13 protein-coding genes are annotated in these 15,443 nt (G+C 57.6%); 12 read left to right on the forward strand and 1 reads right to left on the reverse strand.

Annotated features, from left to right (window positions below; genetic code table 11):
• Window positions 1–18 precede the first annotated feature (18 nt).
• Complete coding sequence (locus B9P63_RS12845; RefSeq protein ID WP_085309422.1) at window positions 19–456, reverse strand: MarR family winged helix-turn-helix transcriptional regulator; 438 nt, start codon at window positions 454–456, stop codon at window positions 19–21.
• Between the two features lie 109 nt (window positions 457–565).
• Here B9P63_RS12845 and B9P63_RS12850 point away from each other — a divergent pair, with 109 nt between their 5' ends.
• The 12 genes from B9P63_RS12850 to fdhF all read left to right on the forward strand — a co-directional run bounded on the left by B9P63_RS12850 (window position 566) and on the right by fdhF (window position 15,430).
• Window positions 566–1,633, forward strand: coding sequence for an aromatic ring-hydroxylating dioxygenase subunit alpha (locus B9P63_RS12850; protein ID WP_085309590.1), 1,068 nt, complete (start codon window positions 566–568; stop codon window positions 1,631–1,633).
• A 36-nt stretch (window positions 1,634–1,669) separates the two neighbouring features.
• Window positions 1,670–2,884 carry an ABC transporter substrate-binding protein gene (locus tag B9P63_RS12855; protein ID WP_085309425.1) on the forward strand — a complete coding sequence of 405 codons (1,215 nt, stop codon included), beginning with the start codon at window positions 1,670–1,672 and terminating at the stop codon, window positions 2,882–2,884.
• A gap of 81 nt (window positions 2,885–2,965) precedes the next feature.
• Window positions 2,966–4,825, forward strand: a complete 1,860-nt coding sequence (locus B9P63_RS12860; protein ID WP_085309427.1) for an ABC transporter permease — start codon at window positions 2,966–2,968, stop codon at window positions 4,823–4,825.
• Window positions 4,822–5,601 carry an ABC transporter ATP-binding protein gene (locus B9P63_RS12865; RefSeq protein WP_085309429.1) on the forward strand — a complete coding sequence of 260 codons (780 nt, stop codon included), beginning with the start codon at window positions 4,822–4,824 and terminating at the stop codon, window positions 5,599–5,601. The genes B9P63_RS12860 and B9P63_RS12865 overlap by 4 nt, the downstream gene beginning before the upstream one ends.
• Window positions 5,594–6,295 carry an ABC transporter ATP-binding protein gene (locus tag B9P63_RS12870; protein ID WP_085309431.1) on the forward strand — a complete coding sequence of 234 codons (702 nt, stop codon included), beginning with the start codon at window positions 5,594–5,596 and terminating at the stop codon, window positions 6,293–6,295. The genes B9P63_RS12865 and B9P63_RS12870 overlap by 8 nt, the downstream gene beginning before the upstream one ends.
• 131 nt (window positions 6,296–6,426) lie before the next feature.
• Window positions 6,427–6,681, forward strand: a complete 255-nt coding sequence (locus B9P63_RS12875; protein ID WP_085309433.1) for a hypothetical protein — start codon at window positions 6,427–6,429, stop codon at window positions 6,679–6,681.
• 232 nt (window positions 6,682–6,913) lie between these two features.
• Entirely contained in the window at window positions 6,914–7,381 is a 468-nt protein-coding gene (locus tag B9P63_RS12880; protein WP_085309435.1) for a CoA-binding protein, read from the forward strand.
• A 173-nt stretch (window positions 7,382–7,554) separates the two neighbouring features.
• The gene (ftsH, locus tag B9P63_RS12885; protein WP_085309437.1) at window positions 7,555–9,471 is read left to right on the forward strand and encodes an ATP-dependent zinc metalloprotease FtsH; all 1,917 of its coding nucleotides are present in this window, start codon (window positions 7,555–7,557) and stop codon (window positions 9,469–9,471) included.
• A gap of 139 nt (window positions 9,472–9,610) precedes the next feature.
• Window positions 9,611–10,195 carry an MOSC domain-containing protein gene (locus B9P63_RS12890; protein ID WP_085309439.1) on the forward strand — a complete coding sequence of 195 codons (585 nt, stop codon included), beginning with the start codon at window positions 9,611–9,613 and terminating at the stop codon, window positions 10,193–10,195.
• Between the two features lie 145 nt (window positions 10,196–10,340).
• Entirely contained in the window at window positions 10,341–10,754 is a 414-nt protein-coding gene (locus tag B9P63_RS12895) for a c-type cytochrome (RefSeq protein WP_085309441.1), read from the forward strand.
• Window positions 10,755–10,963: 209 nt separating this feature from the next.
• A complete protein-coding gene (locus tag B9P63_RS12900) occupies window positions 10,964–12,649 on the forward strand; it encodes an NAD(P)H-dependent oxidoreductase subunit E (RefSeq protein ID WP_085309592.1) in 1,686 nt (561 codons plus the stop codon).
• Window positions 12,650–12,652: 3 nt separating this feature from the next.
• Window positions 12,653–15,430, forward strand: coding sequence for a formate dehydrogenase subunit alpha (gene fdhF / locus B9P63_RS12905; protein ID WP_085309443.1), 2,778 nt, complete (start codon window positions 12,653–12,655; stop codon window positions 15,428–15,430).
• The last annotated feature ends 13 nt before the right edge of the window (window positions 15,431–15,443 follow it).

The raw sequence follows: 15,443 nt of genomic DNA on the forward strand, positions 1-15,443 counted from the left end.
GTTTATGAAGATCGCGCGCTACAGCTTGTCGAGCAGTGCCAACAAACGCTCGGCCTCGCGCGTGCTCAGGTTTGCGGTTGTCCGCGCGGAGATTTCTTTCGCGGTCTCGATCGCGCGCGCAGCAAACTCTTCCCCGTCGGGCGTTAGCGAAATATCCAGACGCCGCAAATCGGTTTTTGACGCACGGCTTTTTACCCAACCTTTTGCGCGCAGGCGGTCCACAACGCCTTTGGTGGTGGCCGCGTCCATCCCGACACGCCGTCCCAGATGGTTTTGCGACAGAGCCCCGTCTGCAAAAAGCCGCGCGAGGATGGCGAATTGCGTCGAAGTTGTTTCGGGCATCTGCTCTGCGAACAGTTCCAGATGCTTTTGGTTCGCAAGTCTGAGTTTGAAGCCGATTTGATCCTCTAGCCGATAGAGGTTCGTATCTGGCTTTGATGGCTGTTTCTGGCTCATAAGTGCGTCCCGCTTGGATCAAACCAGAATAAGCGCACAAAAATTGTTTGACAACGAACAAGTTTACAGTGCCCAATCGGATCATCGTGATAAGCGCGGGAGAAAGAAAATGCCGTTTGTGCGCAATGCTTGGTACGTGGCCGGTTGGTCTAAGGACTTCGGGCAGGAGCTGCGCGCGATCACGATCACCGAGCAGAACATGGTTCTGTTTCGCGCCTCTGGCGGCACAATCGTAGCGCTTGAAGATCGCTGCCCACATCGGCTTTTGCCACTTTCGAAGGGTAAGCGCATTGGTGATACGGTGCAATGTGGCTATCACGGCATGACTTTTGGCACGGACGGTAAATGCGTGCGCGTTCCGGGGCAGGACAACCTGCCAGCTTCGGCCTATGTGGACACCTATCCTGTGCACGAAGCGCATGGCATCGTCTGGATTTGGCCCGGTGAGGCCGCATTGGCCGCGGACACGCCTGTGTTCGATATGCCCGAGTTTTCCGATCCGAACTGGCACGCGCATCATGGCGATGGGCTGCACCTGAAAGCGAATTATCTCAATGTGGCCGAGAACCTTGTGGATCCTGCACATGTGAGTTTTGTGCATCCCACGACCCTTGGCAGCGCGGCGTCCGAGAATGTGCCAGTGCATGTGTCCACCTCTGGCGATGTGATCCTTGCGTGGCGCTGGATCAAGGATTCTCCGCCTGTGGGGTTCTTTCAGAATTTCGGCGGCTTTGAGGGCAATGTAGATCGCTGGCATTACTACTATCTGCATCTACCTAGCACTGCTGTGATCGACTTTGGCAGTGCGGCGGTTGAGGCAGGTTTGGCAGAGGATGAGCGCGACAAAGGTGTGCGTATTTTCGCGCTGCATTTCGTGACGCCCGTAACCGAGAATTATACGATTGATCACTGGATGCACCTGCGAAATACCGCCGTTGGCGACGAGGCTGCATCCGAGCAAATGGACGCTATGTTCCGCATCGCCTTTGCCGAGGATAAAGAAGTGCTGGAGGCAATCCATGTGGAGGAACAGCGCCCGCAAAAACGCAAACCTATCAGAATTGCCATCGACAAAGGGCCTAACGTGTATCGCAAACGAATACGCGACCTTGTCGAGTTAGAGGCGACCGAAGATCTCGGTGCGCCGCTTCATCCGACCTTTGTGCAGCACGACTGACGCTGCCGCGGGTCGGCCAACATTAGAGGGACGACCATGAAAAGAAAGACATTTTTGAAAAGCCTTGTAGGCGCAGCTGCGATTGCAGTTGCAGCTGTCGGCCTGCCTGCCTTTGCACAAGAGACGATCAAGATTGGCGAGATCAATCACTACAAACGCATGGCGGCCTTTGCAGGGCCTTATAAGCTTGGTATCGAACTGGCGCTTGAAGAGGTGAACGCAGCGGGCGGCGTGCTGGGCAAACCGCTTGAATTCATCTTTCGTGATGATCAGGGAAAGCCCGGCGAAGCAGTAAAGATCGCTGAGGAATTGATGACGCGCGATGGCGCTGTGATGCTGACGGGGACGATCCTGTCGAACGTGGGCCTCGCCATTAGCTCGCTCGCAGCGGAGAAAAAGTATGTCTATCTCGCGTCAGAGCCGCTGGCCGATGCGATCACTTGGGAGAAGGGCAATGATTATACCTTCCGCCTGCGGTCTTCCACTTACATGCAAGCGGCGATGCTCGCGGAAGAAGCGGCCAAAACCGATGCGATCCGCTATGCGACCATCGCGCCAAACTATGCCTATGGCAAAGACGCGGTTGCCGCGTTCAAAAAGGCGCTGACGGCGCTGAAGCCGGATGTTGAATTTGTGGCAGAGCAATGGCCAGCGCTGTTCAAGATTGATGCTGGTGCAGAGGCGCAAGCGCTTGAGCGCGCCAAACCGGATGCGATATTCAACGTAACATTTGGCGGTGATCTGGCGAAGTTTGTGCGCGAGGGCGGCACGCGCGGTCTATTCGAGGGGCGCAATGTTTATGGCCTGCTGTCGGGTGAGCCCGAGTACCTTGACCCGCTCGGGGATGAAGCCCCGGAGGGCTGGGTTGTGACGGGCTATCCTTGGGCCGAAATCACCGATGGACCGGGTAAATTGTTCGTCGAAACATATGTGGCGAGATACGATGATCATCCGCGTATCGGATCACTTGTGGGTTATATGACTGTGCAATCTATTGTGGCTGCTTTGGAAAAAGCAGGCTCCACCGATGGCGAAGCGATCCGCGCAGCGTTCGCGGATCTGCCCGTCAGCACGCCCGTCGGCGACATCAAGTTCCGCGCGATCGACCACCAAGCGACCATGGGCGCTTATGTTGGCACGATTGCGTTGAAGGATGGCAAAGGCACTATGGTGGACTGGGTCTACAAATATGGCGGCGATTACACGCTGCCAGACGAAGAAGTCATGAAACTGCGCGGCTCGGGCAACTAAGCGCGCGAATTTTCTAGAAAATTCGGGATACGGTCCGCTTTGCAGGCGGGCCGTTCTCATCTCAAATTTCGAGGGTGAACCATGGGTTTCTTCATCGCGCAAATCCTCACGGGCCTTGCCAACGCAAGTGCGCTCTTCATGGTGGCCTCTGGGCTGTCGCTCATTTTCGGCGTCACGCGCATCGTGAATTTCGCGCATGGCTCCTTCTATATGCTCGGGGCCTATGTGGGCTATTCGTTCATGCAGGTCTTGCCGGGCGCGTGGGGGTTTTGGACTTCGATCCTCTTGGCGGGTTTGGTTGTTGGGGTGATCGGCATCATTGTCGAAATGCTCGTCCTGCGCCCCGTGTATAAAGCGCCGGAATTGTTCCAACTGGTTGCGACCTTTGGCGTGATCCTCGTGATCCAAGACCTCGCCTTGCTGGTCTGGGGCGCCGACGATGTGCTCGGCCCGCGCGCGCCTGGCCTTAAGGGGATTATACGGATCATGGGGGAACCCGTGCCGAAATACGACCTCGCCCTCATTGCTTTGACGCCTTTCGTGGCTTTTGCGCTCTGGTGGCTGATCACAAAAACGCGCATGGGCATTTTGGTGCGCGCCGCAACGCAGGACCGTGAAATGGTTGGTGCGTTGGGTGTCAATCAGGCGTGGCTGTTCACGGGTGTCTTTTTTCTGGGCTGCGCTTTGGCAGGTCTTGGAGGCGCGGTGCAATTGCCCAAAGGCGGCGCTGATTTGCTGATGGATTTCAACATCCTCAGCGCGATTTTTGTGGTTGTGGTGATTGGGGGTATGGGCTCCTTGCCGGGGGCCTATGTGGCGGCGGTGCTGATTTCGGTGTTGAACGTGTTCGGCGTGAATTACCTGCCGCAATCCACGCTGGCGCTGATGTTCGTTGTTATGGTCGTTGTCCTCATTTTCCGCCCCTTCGGTCTGTTCGGCCGCGAGGAGGTTGCGGGCGAGCATGGGCAAGTGGGCGAGCCTGAACGCCCGATCAAACCCGCAGGTCAAACCGCGCGGATGATTGTACTGGCGGGCCTTGGTGCCTTGGCGGTTCTACCGTTGCTAGGCGATAGCTTCACGCTGGTCCTTCTGACCGATATTGCGATTTTCTGCCTGTTCGCAGCGTCCTTGCATTTCCTTTTAGGCCTCGGCGGGCTCGTGTCTTTTGGTCATGCGGCCTACTTCGGGGGCGGCGCATATGCGGCGGCTTTGCTGGTCACTTATGCTGGCACACCCATGGAGCTTGCGCTGATCCTAGCGCCATTGGCGGCTGGCCTGACGGCGATCATTTTCGGCTGGGTCTGCCTACGCCTGACTGGTGTTTATTTCGCCATGCTCACGCTTGCCTTTGCGCAGCTTCTTTGGTCGCTTGTCTTTCAATGGGGCGATCTTACGGGGGGCGATGATGGCCTTGTGGATATCTGGCCGTCTGAATGGGCGAGCGGGACGACGACGTTTTACTACCTTGCCATGGTGCTGTGCATCGGAGGTATCATCATGCTGCGCCATACCGCGCATTCGCCCTTTGGTTATGCTCTGCGCGCCGCGCGAGACAGTCAAAGGCAGGCAGAAGCGACAGGGATCAACACCAAGCACGTGCAGTGGGTGGCCTTTGGGTTTGCAGGGGCAATGGCGGGAATCGCGGGGGGGTTGTTCGTCTTTTCCAAAGGCTCGATTTTCCCGAACGAGTTGGAAATCGCCCGCAGTTTCGATGCGCTGATCGTGGTCTTCCTTGGCGGTGTTAAGACCCTTGCAGGCGGCGTTGTTGGCGGCGCGGCGCTGGAGGGTGCGAAGGATTATATCACGCGGTTTGAATACTGGCGGCTGCTGCTGGGTCTGCTCATCATTTTCGTGGTGATCGTCGCGCCGGACGGCATAGCAGGCACCTTGCGCAAATGGGCCGAAAGTATCGGGTTGATGAAGCGGGAGGACCAAGCATGAGTGCGGTTCTTGAAGTGCAGGGTCTTAGTAAGGCGTTCGGGGCGATTCAAGCGCTGGATGATGTGTCCTTCGATCTGCAAAAGGGCGAATTGCTGGCGTTGATTGGCCCGAATGGCGCAGGCAAAAGCACCTGTTTCAACATGCTCATGGGGCAGCTTAAAATGTCCTCTGGCACGGTAAAGCTTAATGGCAAAAGCCTCGCAGGTCTTAAACCGCGCCAAATCTGGCGCAAAGGGGTGGGGCGAACCTTCCAGATTACGGGGACCTATGCGTCGATGACGGTGATCGAGAACGTGCAAATGGCGCTGATTTCGCATCATCGTAAGATCTATTCGTTCTTAGTGCGCGCACATTTGATGTATCGCGACGCAGCGATGGAGCTGCTGGCCCTTGTCGGCATGCAGGATCAATCGGAGCGCCACTGCGCGGTGCTGGCCTACGGTGATCTCAAACGCTTGGAACTGGCGATTGCACTGGCACATGATCCGATGCTTTTGCTGATGGATGAACCCACCGCAGGCATGGCCCCGAAAGAGCGGATCGCATTGATGGAACTCACCGCGCAGATCGTGGAACGTCGCGGCGTGAGCGTGTTGTTTACAGAGCATGATATGGACGTGGTTTTCGCCCATGCGCACCGCGTTATGGTGCTTAATCGCGGGCAATTGATCGCAAATGGCTCGGTCGAGGACATTCGCGAGGATGCACGCGTGCGCGAGGTTTATCTTGGGGGCGGTACGCTGTTCAATCATGACGGGGAGAGCGCGAATGCTTGAAATCAAGGGCATCAACAGCTTTTACGGCAAGGCGCATGTGCTGAATGATCTGAGCTTTGGCGTGGAGCGCGGGAAGGTGGTTGCCCTGCTCGGGCGCAATGGCGCGGGCAAGACGACGACGATGAAATCTGTGATGCAGCTGGTTGTTCCGCAAACGGGATCGGTCGCGTTTCAAGGTGCAGACATCACGCGCATGCCGCCCCATAAGGTCGCTAAAATGGGGCTGGGATACGTGCCCGAAGAGCGGCGCATTTTCACCGACCTTACCGTGATGGAAAACCTTGAGGTGGGCCGCCAGCCTGCGCGCGAGGGGACGGTGACATGGTCTGAAGAGATGCTGTTCGATATGTTCCCTAACCTTGCGGAGCGGCGCACGAACCGTGGCAAGGAGTTGTCGGGCGGAGAGCAGCAGATGCTCACCATTGCACGCACGCTTATGGGCAATCCTAGCCTGATTTTACTGGACGAGCCCTCCGAGGGGATCGCGCCAGTGATCGTCGAGGAAATGGTGCGGGTGATTTTGCGGCTTAAGAAAGACGGGCTGACCGTGCTTCTCTCCGAGCAGAACCTACATTTTGCGCAGGCGGTTGCGGACCGTGTGCTGATCATCGAAAGCGGCATTGCTAAATACGAGGGCAGCCTTGCTGATCTGCAAGCCAATCCGGAAATTCGTGATACTTATCTGTCGGTTTGAACCGATTTCATTTATGCTAATGCGCGATTGTTTCTATCGAGGGCGCGGTTTTGAGGTGCTCCAATGGGAGCCTCAGCGAAGTGCCGTCATGCCCATAACAGGCGGTTAAGGGAGATAGGTTCCGCCCTGCAGTGATCACGAGCAGTGGTTTGCTCGCTTATCCTGTAGGCGCGCGCGACGTTACTGCGAGCGGACCCTATGCGGCAAGCACGGCGCAAATGGTTGAGGATAGCGCGGCGGGGGAAACGCAAGTCTCTGTGCTGCTGGAAGCGGATGGCCTCGCCGATCAAGAGCCTATCATCACTGTCGCGGCAACAGGGCTGGATTGGAATGATGTGAGCTTTGCCGGGGCGGCACCGGGCTTGGCGGCGCCGCTGGCGGCTTAGGTCTGAACCTCTCGGCCCGCTCTTCCATGAGCAAGTTATTGCCGAGCGTTCACGAAATTCTGAACGCGCCTTTAAGCGGGGAAAAGCGTACCTACATCGTATAGCAGAGACACGCAGAACGGAACATTGTGTGTCGCTTCACTGTCCCTCGTTCCACACTCGCGCCCCGGGCTGTCCCGCCTGTGGGCGCTTTTTTCTTTTGCATGGCAGGTGAATTTGCGTTGAATGGCGTATGAGCTATTCAGACCAACATCTACGCCGCATTCTGACGCGCACCAAAGTGGTGGCGGTGGTTGGCGTTTCCACTAATCCCGTGCGCCCCAGCTATTTCGTCGCGCGTTATCTGGGGCTGCGCGGGATCACCGTGATCCCCGTCAATCCCGGGCATGCGGGCAAGACATTGTTTGGCCAGACCATTCGCGCGCATCTGAGCGAAATCACCGAACCTGTCGATATGGTGGATATCTTTCGCCGCCCCGAAGCAGTTCCCGAGATCGTGCAGGATGCGCTGCTCCATCTGCCCGCGCTCAAGACTATTTGGATGCAAATCGGCGTGCAGCATGCTGACGCGGCGGCCATGGCCGAAGCCAAAGGCATCGATGTGATCCAGGATCGCTGCCCCAAAATTGAATACCAGCGCCTTTTCGGTGAATTGCGCATGGGCGGTTTTGCGACGGGCGTCATTTCTTCCAAGCTCTAATTCACCCGCTCCACAAGCGTTTCATCGGCCAGTATTGGCTCATATTTCTCTTAAATGGCGAATTGACCGTAATAGAGTGCCGCGCTTCATTGAACATTGGTGCGATGTGTCTATTTTAACCCTAACAGCGCCGTGCTAGGGCATGCGCCAAAGTCATATTAAGGAGAGTGTCGTTGGGTAACGCACGAAACATCGCCTTTTGGGTCGTTCTATTTTTACTGATCTTGGCGCTATTCAACCTCTTTAGCGGCAACAATGCCGCGATGCAGAGCCGTGAAATGAGCTACTCCGAGTTCGTCACCTCTGTGAATGGAGGCAGTGTCACGAACGTGACGCTCGATGGCGAACGCATCCGCTTTCGCGGATCGGACGGTAATGACTATGTGACGATCAAGCCGTCGGATGCGAATGTATCCGAATTTCTGATCGATCAAAACGTCGCAGTGCGCGCGGAGCAGCAGGAGCAGTCCGGTTTCCAGACCTTCATCCTGTCGCTTCTGCCCTTCCTTTTGCTGATCGGTGTGTGGATTTATTTCATGAACCGCATGCAAGGCGGCGGCAAGGGTGGCGCGATGGGCTTTGGCAAATCCAAAGCCAAGATGCTCACCGAAAAGTCGGGCCGCGTGACGTTTGACGACGTGGCTGGCATCGACGAAGCGAAAGAAGAGCTTGAAGAGATCGTAGAATTCCTGCGCAACCCGCAGAAATTCTCGCGCCTTGGCGGTAAGATCCCCAAGGGCGCGCTGCTTGTCGGCCCTCCAGGCACGGGTAAGACGCTGCTTGCGCGCGCAATTGCGGGCGAGGCGGGTGTCCCCTTCTTTACGATTTCCGGTTCGGACTTTGTCGAGATGTTCGTTGGCGTGGGTGCATCGCGTGTGCGCGACATGTTCGAGCAGGCGAAAAAGAACGCGCCTTGCATCGTGTTTATCGACGAAATCGACGCGGTCGGTCGTCATCGCGGTGCCGGTTATGGTGGCGGTAACGATGAGCGTGAGCAAACCCTCAACCAACTTCTCGTCGAGATGGATGGCTTTGAAGCCAACGAGGGCGTGATCATCATCGCGGCCACCAACCGCCGCGACGTGCTCGATCCTGCCTTGTTGCGTCCTGGCCGCTTTGACCGTCAGGTCACGGTTCCAAACCCAGACATCAAAGGCCGCGAGAAAATTCTGCACGTGCATGCGCGCAAAACGCCCCTTGGCCCTGACGCCGACATGCGCATTATTGCGCGCGGCACGCCCGGCTTTTCGGGTGCGGATCTTGCCAACCTCGTGAACGAGGCGGCGCTTATGGCTGCGCGCGTCGGGCGACGGTTTGTGACCATGGAGGATTTCGAACAAGCCAAAGACAAGGTCATGATGGGCGCAGAGCGTCGATCGATGGTCCTGACTGCCGATCAAAAGGAAAAGACCGCCTATCACGAGGCAGGTCACGCCGTTGTCGGCATGTCGCTGCCGCAGTGTGATCCGGTCTACAAGGCAACCATCATCCCGCGCGGTGGTGCTTTGGGCATGGTTGTCTCCCTGCCTGAGATTGATCGCCTCAACTGGCATCGCTCTGAATGCGAAGAGAAAATGGCGATGACTATGGCGGGCAAAGCCGCTGAAATCATCAAATACGGCGCCGACAATGTGTCCAACGGCCCTGCTGGCGACATCCAGCAAGCCTCTGGTCTGGCGCGTGCGATGGTTCTGCGCTGGGGCATGTCCGACAAGGTGGGCAACATTGATTACGAGCAAGCGCACGAAGGTTATAATGGCAACGGTGCTGGCGGCTTCTCTATCTCTGCAGCAACGAAAGAGCTGATCGAGGGCGAAGTGAAGCGCATGATCGACGAGGCCTACGTCACAGCGCACCGCATTCTGACCGAAAAGAACGAAGAATGGGAGCGCCTCGCGCAAGGCTTGCTGGAATATGAAACGCTCACAGGCGATGAAATCAAGCGCGTCATGAACGGCGAAACGCCAAGCGCAGGCCCGGATGAGGGCAACACGCCCGATCAAGGCAACGCGCCCAGCGTGACGGCCATTCCCAAGACCAAACCGCGGGCCAAGCCCACGGGCGGAATGGAACCGGAGCCGACGGCCTAAACTTACGAAACACCACGAAAACCCCGGCCAGGCGCCGGGGTTTTTCATTTACGGCGCTGATAGCATACCTCTCAAATTGTGCATTGATTGCAACTGCGCGTCAGCGCATGTTCGCAATATATCTGTTCAGGAGAGCGACATGCCCGCGTTGAAACCAACCAAATTTTACGGCGAAGTGGTCTGGCTCGGCTCGGTCAAGGATAGCGGCGCTGATCTGACCTCGACCGCGCTTGAAGAAATGCCCCTTACTCTGGCAGGGTATGAGGCCGAGTTTCACGCAGGGCTGACGCGGCCTTCGTGCAGCCGCGTCATTCAGCAATACCCGCGCCACACGGATATCAAGAATGCGCGCCAGCTTTCTGTTGTGTCCGAGGAAGAGCTTGCATTGATCGCGGCCGATATGGGGCTTAGCACGCTTGCGCCGCGTCTGATCGGCGCGTCGCTGGTGATAAGAGGCATCCCCGATTGGAGCCATGTCCCCCCCGCCTCGCGGCTGATTGGCGAGGGTGGTCCGGGCCTTGTCGTTGATATGGAGAACCGTCCCTGCCATCTGCCCGCGCCCTTTATCGAGTTGGAAAATCCTGGCCTTGGCAAAGGGTTCAAAGCCGCGGCCAAGGGGCGGCGCGGCGTCACGGCCTATGTCGAGCAGGTGGGTACGCTCATGCTTGGAATGCGCCTCAGGCTGCATATTCCTGATCAACCCGCATGGCGTGAATTGGGCTAAGGCGCGCCCAAAGCACTGATCACCTTTGCGCGACATATCGCAGCCTGCGTCAACTTGGCGGGCGCTGGACCTTGATCCTGATGGGGAATCCTTATTTACCCAAAGACAGACTTAACCAAAGATCAAACCTTTCAAGGAGATCACCATGAGCTTCAAATACGCAGCGCTTCTTGCCGCCACCGTTTTCGCCGCCCCTGCCTTTGCAGAGGTCGATATCGAAGCCGGCGAAAAGGCTTTCAAGAAATGCAAATCCTGCCATATGATCAAAAATGGCGATGACGTCATTTATAAAGGCGGCAAGACTGGCCCCAACCTTTATGGTCTTCCTGGCCGCGTAGCAGGCGCAGGCGAAGATTTCAAATACGGCCAATCCATCGTCGAAGCGGGCGAAAAAGGCCTGACGTGGGACGCTGAGACATTCAGCGCCTATATCGCCGATCCCAAGGGGTTCCTCGTGGAATATCTCGATGACAGCAAAGCCAAAGCGAAAATGGCCAAGCAGCGCGTCAAGAACCCCGAAGACATCTTTGCCTATCTGGAGTCCGTCGTCGCCGAATAAGGCACGGTTATTAGCATCCATCTTGACGCCTCGCAGTGAAAGCTGTGGGGCGTTTTTGTTTCCGAAGTGAAACCTCCAGCGCTCGCGCGCAGGGCCGATTCCGTTTTTGCGTCATTTCCTGTCTTGAATGAGCGATTGTATGCACTCGCATGGCGTAGGAAGGGCAAAGGATGTCCGGCACGCAGTGTGCCGCTTGGGAGGGTGCGCATATGGCGTTGGATGATCGCAAAGGCGTTTGGAAATCTGGCAAAGGCAAGGGGCGTCACACGCCCAAGGGCCGCCAGCTCGAGGACCAAGCATGGGACGACGTGCGCGCGCTTTTGGGCGATCGCCCCCGCCGCGCGGATTTGTTGATCGAATTCCTACACCTGATCCAAGATGAATATGGCCATCTTAGTGCCGCTCATTTGCGCGCTCTGGCCGAGGAACTGCGCCTTTCCATGGCCGAGGTTTACGAGGTCGCTACCTTTTATGCGCATTTCGATGTGGTGAAGGAGGGCGAGACGCCTCCCCCCGCTTTGACGATCCGTGTCTGCGATTCTCTATCTTGCGAACTTGCTGGTGCGCAGGCGCTCAAGTCTGCACTTGAAAGCGGGTTAGATCCTGCCGAAGTGCGCGTGCTGCGCGCGCCGTGCATGGGCCGCTGCGATACCGCGCCTGTGTTGGAGCTGGGGCATCACCACATTGACCACGCCACGCCCGAAAAGGTGCAGGCGGCGATTGCCGCGAACCATACGCATGCGAGCATTCCTGATTATGAAGGCTTCGACGCCTACGTGGCCGCAGGTGGTTATGCCTCCCTGACATCCCTGCGCGAAAGCGGCAATTGGGAAAAGGTTCAGGAAACTGTGATGGACGCTGGCCTGCGCGGCCTTGGCGGGGCGGGTTTCCCATCCGGCAAGAAATGGGGCTTTGTGCGCGCAAATGCTGGCACGCGCTACCTTGCCGTGAACGGCGACGAGGGCGAGCCGGGCACATTCAAAGACCGCTATTATCTGGAGCGCACACCGCATCTCTTCCTTGAGGGGATGTTGATCGCGGCGTGGGCGGTCGAGGCGGAAACCTGCTTTATCTACATGCGCGACGAATATCCTGCGGTTTTGCATATCTTGGCTGTAGAAATCGCCAAGCTGGAAGAGGCTGGTTTGGTTGCGAAGGGTTACATTGATCTACGTCGCGGCGCGGGCGCTTATATCTGCGGCGAAGAAAGCGCGATGATCGAGAGCATCGAGGGCAAGCGTGGTTTGCCCCGCCACCGTCCGCCCTTTGTGGCGCAGGTCGGTATCTTTGGGCGGCCAACGCTGGTGCATAACGTCGAGACGTTGAAATGGGTCGCGCGCATCGTGCGCGAAGGCCCAGAGATTCTGTCCTCCACAGAGAAGAATGGCCGCAAAGGTTTGCGCAGCTATTCGATTTCTGGCCGCGTGAATAACCCCGGTGTGCATTTGCTGCCTGCGGGTTCCACAATCATGGATTTGATTGACGCCTCTGGCGGTATGCTGGAGGGCCACGCCTTCAAAGCTTATCAGCCCGGCGGCCCCTCTGCTGGCCTTCTGCCTGCATCCATTAACGATGTTCCGATGGATTTCGACACGCTGCAACCGCTCGGCACCTTCATCGGTTCTGCTGCCGTTGTGATCCTTTCGGATCAAGACAGCGCGCGCGACGCGGCGCTCAATATGCTGCGTTTCTTCGAGGATGAAAGCTGCGGTCAATGCACGCCCTGCCGCGTTGGTTGCGAAAAGGCCGTCAAGCTGATGCAGGCCGACACGTGGGATCAACCGCTGCTTGAAGAACTGTGCAACGCCATGGGCGACGCGAGCATTTGCGGCCTTGGCCAAGCTGCGCCGAACCCCATTCGGATGACCATGAAACATTTCGCGGATGAGGTGTAAGACATGACTGATCAAATCACATTTATCATGGATGGTAAGCAGGTCACGGCCGACAAGGGCCTGACGATCTGGGAAGTCGCGAACGGTCGTGGCCTTGTTATTCCGCATCTTTGCCACAAGCCCGCACCGGGATATCGCCCCGACGGCAACTGCCGTGCGTGCATGGTCGAGGTCGAGGGCGAGCGCACTTTGATCGCATCGTGTATTCGCGAAGCGAGCGAGGGGATGGTCGTTACTACCAACTCCAACCGCGCGGAATCTGCGCGTAAGATGGTCGTGGAAATGCTGCTGACCGACATGCCCGAGCGCGAGGTCTCGCACGATAAGTCCTCTCATATGTGGGATATGGCCGAGGCCAATGGCATCGATCAGAGCCGCTTTCCCAAGCTCGAAGAGGGCTGCATCCCGCTGCTCGACAACTCTCATGTCGCCATGTCCGTTAACCTTGATGCCTGCATACAATGTGGTCTGTGCGTGCGCGCTTGCCGTGAAGTTCAGGTTAATGATGTGATCGGCATGTCGGGGCGTGGTCAGAATTCTTATCCAACCTTCGATCTGGCCGATCCTATGGGCGATAGCACCTGCGTCGCTTGCGGGGAATGCGTTCAGGCCTGCCCGACGGGCGCTTTGATGCCGGCAACCGTGGTGGACGCGGCGCAAGTTGGTGACAGCAAGGATTTCGATAGCGAAACGGAAAGTGTCTGCCCGTTCTGCGGCGTGGGCTGCAAGGTTTCGCTCAAGGTGAAAGACGGCAAGGTCAAGTATGTCGAGGGCATCAATGGCCCTGCGAACGAGGGGCGTCTTTGCGTCAAAGGGCGCTTTGGCTTTGACTACATTCATCACGAACACCGCCTGACCAAACCGCTGATCCGCCGCGATGATGCGCCTGCAAAGGGCCTAAATGTTGATCCGGGCAACGTGCTGACGCATTTCCGCGAAGCAAGTTGGGAAGAGGCGATGAGCCATGCGGCAGGCGGCCTCGCGAAGCTGCGCCAAGCGCACGGCGGCCAATCGGTTGCGGGCTTTGGCAGTGCCAAATGCACCAATGAAGAGGCCTATCTGTTCCAGAAACTGATCCGCCAAGGGTTCAAGCACAACAACGTCGATCATTGCACGCGCCTGTGCCACGCATCTTCCGTGACGGCGCTGATCGAAAATGTCGGCTCGGGCGCCGTAACGGCGACGTTCAACGAGATCAAGAACGCGGATGTGGCCATTGTGATCGGTGCCAATCCTGTGGAAAATCATCCCGTTGCGGCGACCTATTTCAAGCAGTTCACCAAACGTGGTGGCAAGCTCATCGTGATGGATCCGCGCGGCCAAGGCCTTAAGCGGCACGCGAGCCATATGCTGCAATTCCGCCCCGGTGCGGATGTTAGCCTGCTGAACGCGATCATGCACGTCATCGTCGAAGAAGAGCTTTACGATAAGCAATATATCGAAGCCTACACCGAAAACTGGGAAGCCGAGAAAGAACACCTGAAGGATTTCACCCCCGAAGCCATGGAAGGCATTTGCGGCATCGCGCCTGACGTGATCCGCGACGTTGCGCGCACCTTTGCGGGCGCGCAAGCGGGGATGATTTTCTGGGGCATGGGCGTGAGCCAGCATATCCACGGCACCGACAATTCGCGCTGCCTGATCAGCCTCGCACTGATGACGGGACAGGTGGGGCGTCCGGGAACGGGCCTGCATCCGCTGCGCGGTCAGAACAACGTGCAAGGTGCCTCCGATGCGGGGCTGGTGCCGATGTTCGTGCCTGATTATCGCTCTGTCGAGGATGACGCAGTGCGCGAGGACATCTTTGGTGTTTGGGGGCGCGATGAGGATTGGTCCAACAAGCGCGGCTTGACCGTGACCGAGATCGTCGATCAGGCCTATGCGGGCAATATCAAGGGCATGTATATTCAGGGCGAAAACCCTGCGATGTCCGATCCTGATGTTGAACATGCGCGCGATGCGTTTGCCAAACTCGAGCATCTGGTGGTGCAGGATATCTTCCTCACCGAAACCGCCTGTTTTGCCGATGTGATCCTGCCCGCTTCGGCGCTTTATGAAAAGAACGGCACGGTCTCCAACACCAACCGCCAAGTCCAGCGCGTGCGCCCTGCGGTGCCGCCCCCCGGCGAGGCGCGTGAGGATTGGAAGATCACCGTCGATCTGGCGCAGCGCCTTGGCCTTGCGTGGGATTACACCGACGCCAGCCAGATATTTGACGAGATGAAGCAGGTCATGGCCTCGCTCGACAATATCACTTGGGAGCGCCTCAAGACGGAGACGGTCACATACCCCTCGCTTAGCCCTACCGATCCTGGTCAGGCGGTTGTGTTCGGGGATGGTTTCCCGCGTGCAGGCGGGCGTGCGAAATTCACGCCGGCCTCCGTTATTGCGCCTGATGAAGTGCCCGATACAGAATATCCGATGATCATGACCACGGGCCGCCAACTGGAGCATTGGCACACAGGCTCAATGACGCGCCGCGCCATGGTTCTGGACGCGATGGAGCCGGAGGCGAATTGCTCGCTTCATCCCAAAACGCTGCGCGCGCTCGGGGTTGAACCGGGAGGCATGGTGCGCCTGACGACGCGCCGCGGCAGCATCGACATCATGGCCCGCGCTGACCGCGCTGTGTCCGAAGACATGGTGTTCGTGCCCTTCGCCTACGTCGAGGCGGCAGCGAATGTGCTGACCAACCCTGCCATCGATCCATACGGGAAAATCCCCGAATTCAAATTCTCGGCCGTGCGCGTCGAGGCTGTTCAAACAATCGCTGCCGAATAAGGCCGCTACAACT

The sequence above is a fragment of the Planktotalea arctica genome, from assembly GCF_002105285.1.
GTDB classification, from domain to species: Bacteria; Pseudomonadota; Alphaproteobacteria; order Rhodobacterales; family Rhodobacteraceae; genus Planktotalea; species Planktotalea arctica.

Excerpts from the sequence above, each read along its gene's own strand:
- B9P63_RS12845 (WP_085309422.1), bottom strand. The coding sequence starts at position 456 with ATGAGCCAGAAACAGCCATCAAAGCCAGATACGAACCTCTATCGGCTA.
- B9P63_RS12850 (WP_085309590.1), top strand. The coding sequence starts at position 566 with ATGCCGTTTGTGCGCAATGCTTGGTACGTGGCCGGTTGGTCTAAGGAC.
- B9P63_RS12855 (WP_085309425.1), top strand. The coding sequence starts at position 1,670 with ATGAAAAGAAAGACATTTTTGAAAAGCCTTGTAGGCGCAGCTGCGATT.
- B9P63_RS12860 (WP_085309427.1), top strand. The coding sequence starts at position 2,966 with ATGGGTTTCTTCATCGCGCAAATCCTCACGGGCCTTGCCAACGCAAGT.
- B9P63_RS12865 (WP_085309429.1), top strand. The coding sequence starts at position 4,822 with ATGAGTGCGGTTCTTGAAGTGCAGGGTCTTAGTAAGGCGTTCGGGGCG.
- B9P63_RS12870 (WP_085309431.1), top strand. The coding sequence starts at position 5,594 with ATGCTTGAAATCAAGGGCATCAACAGCTTTTACGGCAAGGCGCATGTG.
- B9P63_RS12880 (WP_085309435.1), top strand. The coding sequence starts at position 6,914 with ATGAGCTATTCAGACCAACATCTACGCCGCATTCTGACGCGCACCAAA.
- B9P63_RS12890 (WP_085309439.1), top strand. The coding sequence starts at position 9,611 with ATGCCCGCGTTGAAACCAACCAAATTTTACGGCGAAGTGGTCTGGCTC.
- B9P63_RS12895 (WP_085309441.1), top strand. The coding sequence starts at position 10,341 with ATGAGCTTCAAATACGCAGCGCTTCTTGCCGCCACCGTTTTCGCCGCC.
- B9P63_RS12900 (WP_085309592.1), top strand. The coding sequence starts at position 10,964 with ATGGCGTTGGATGATCGCAAAGGCGTTTGGAAATCTGGCAAAGGCAAG.
- fdhF (WP_085309443.1), top strand. The coding sequence starts at position 12,653 with ATGACTGATCAAATCACATTTATCATGGATGGTAAGCAGGTCACGGCC.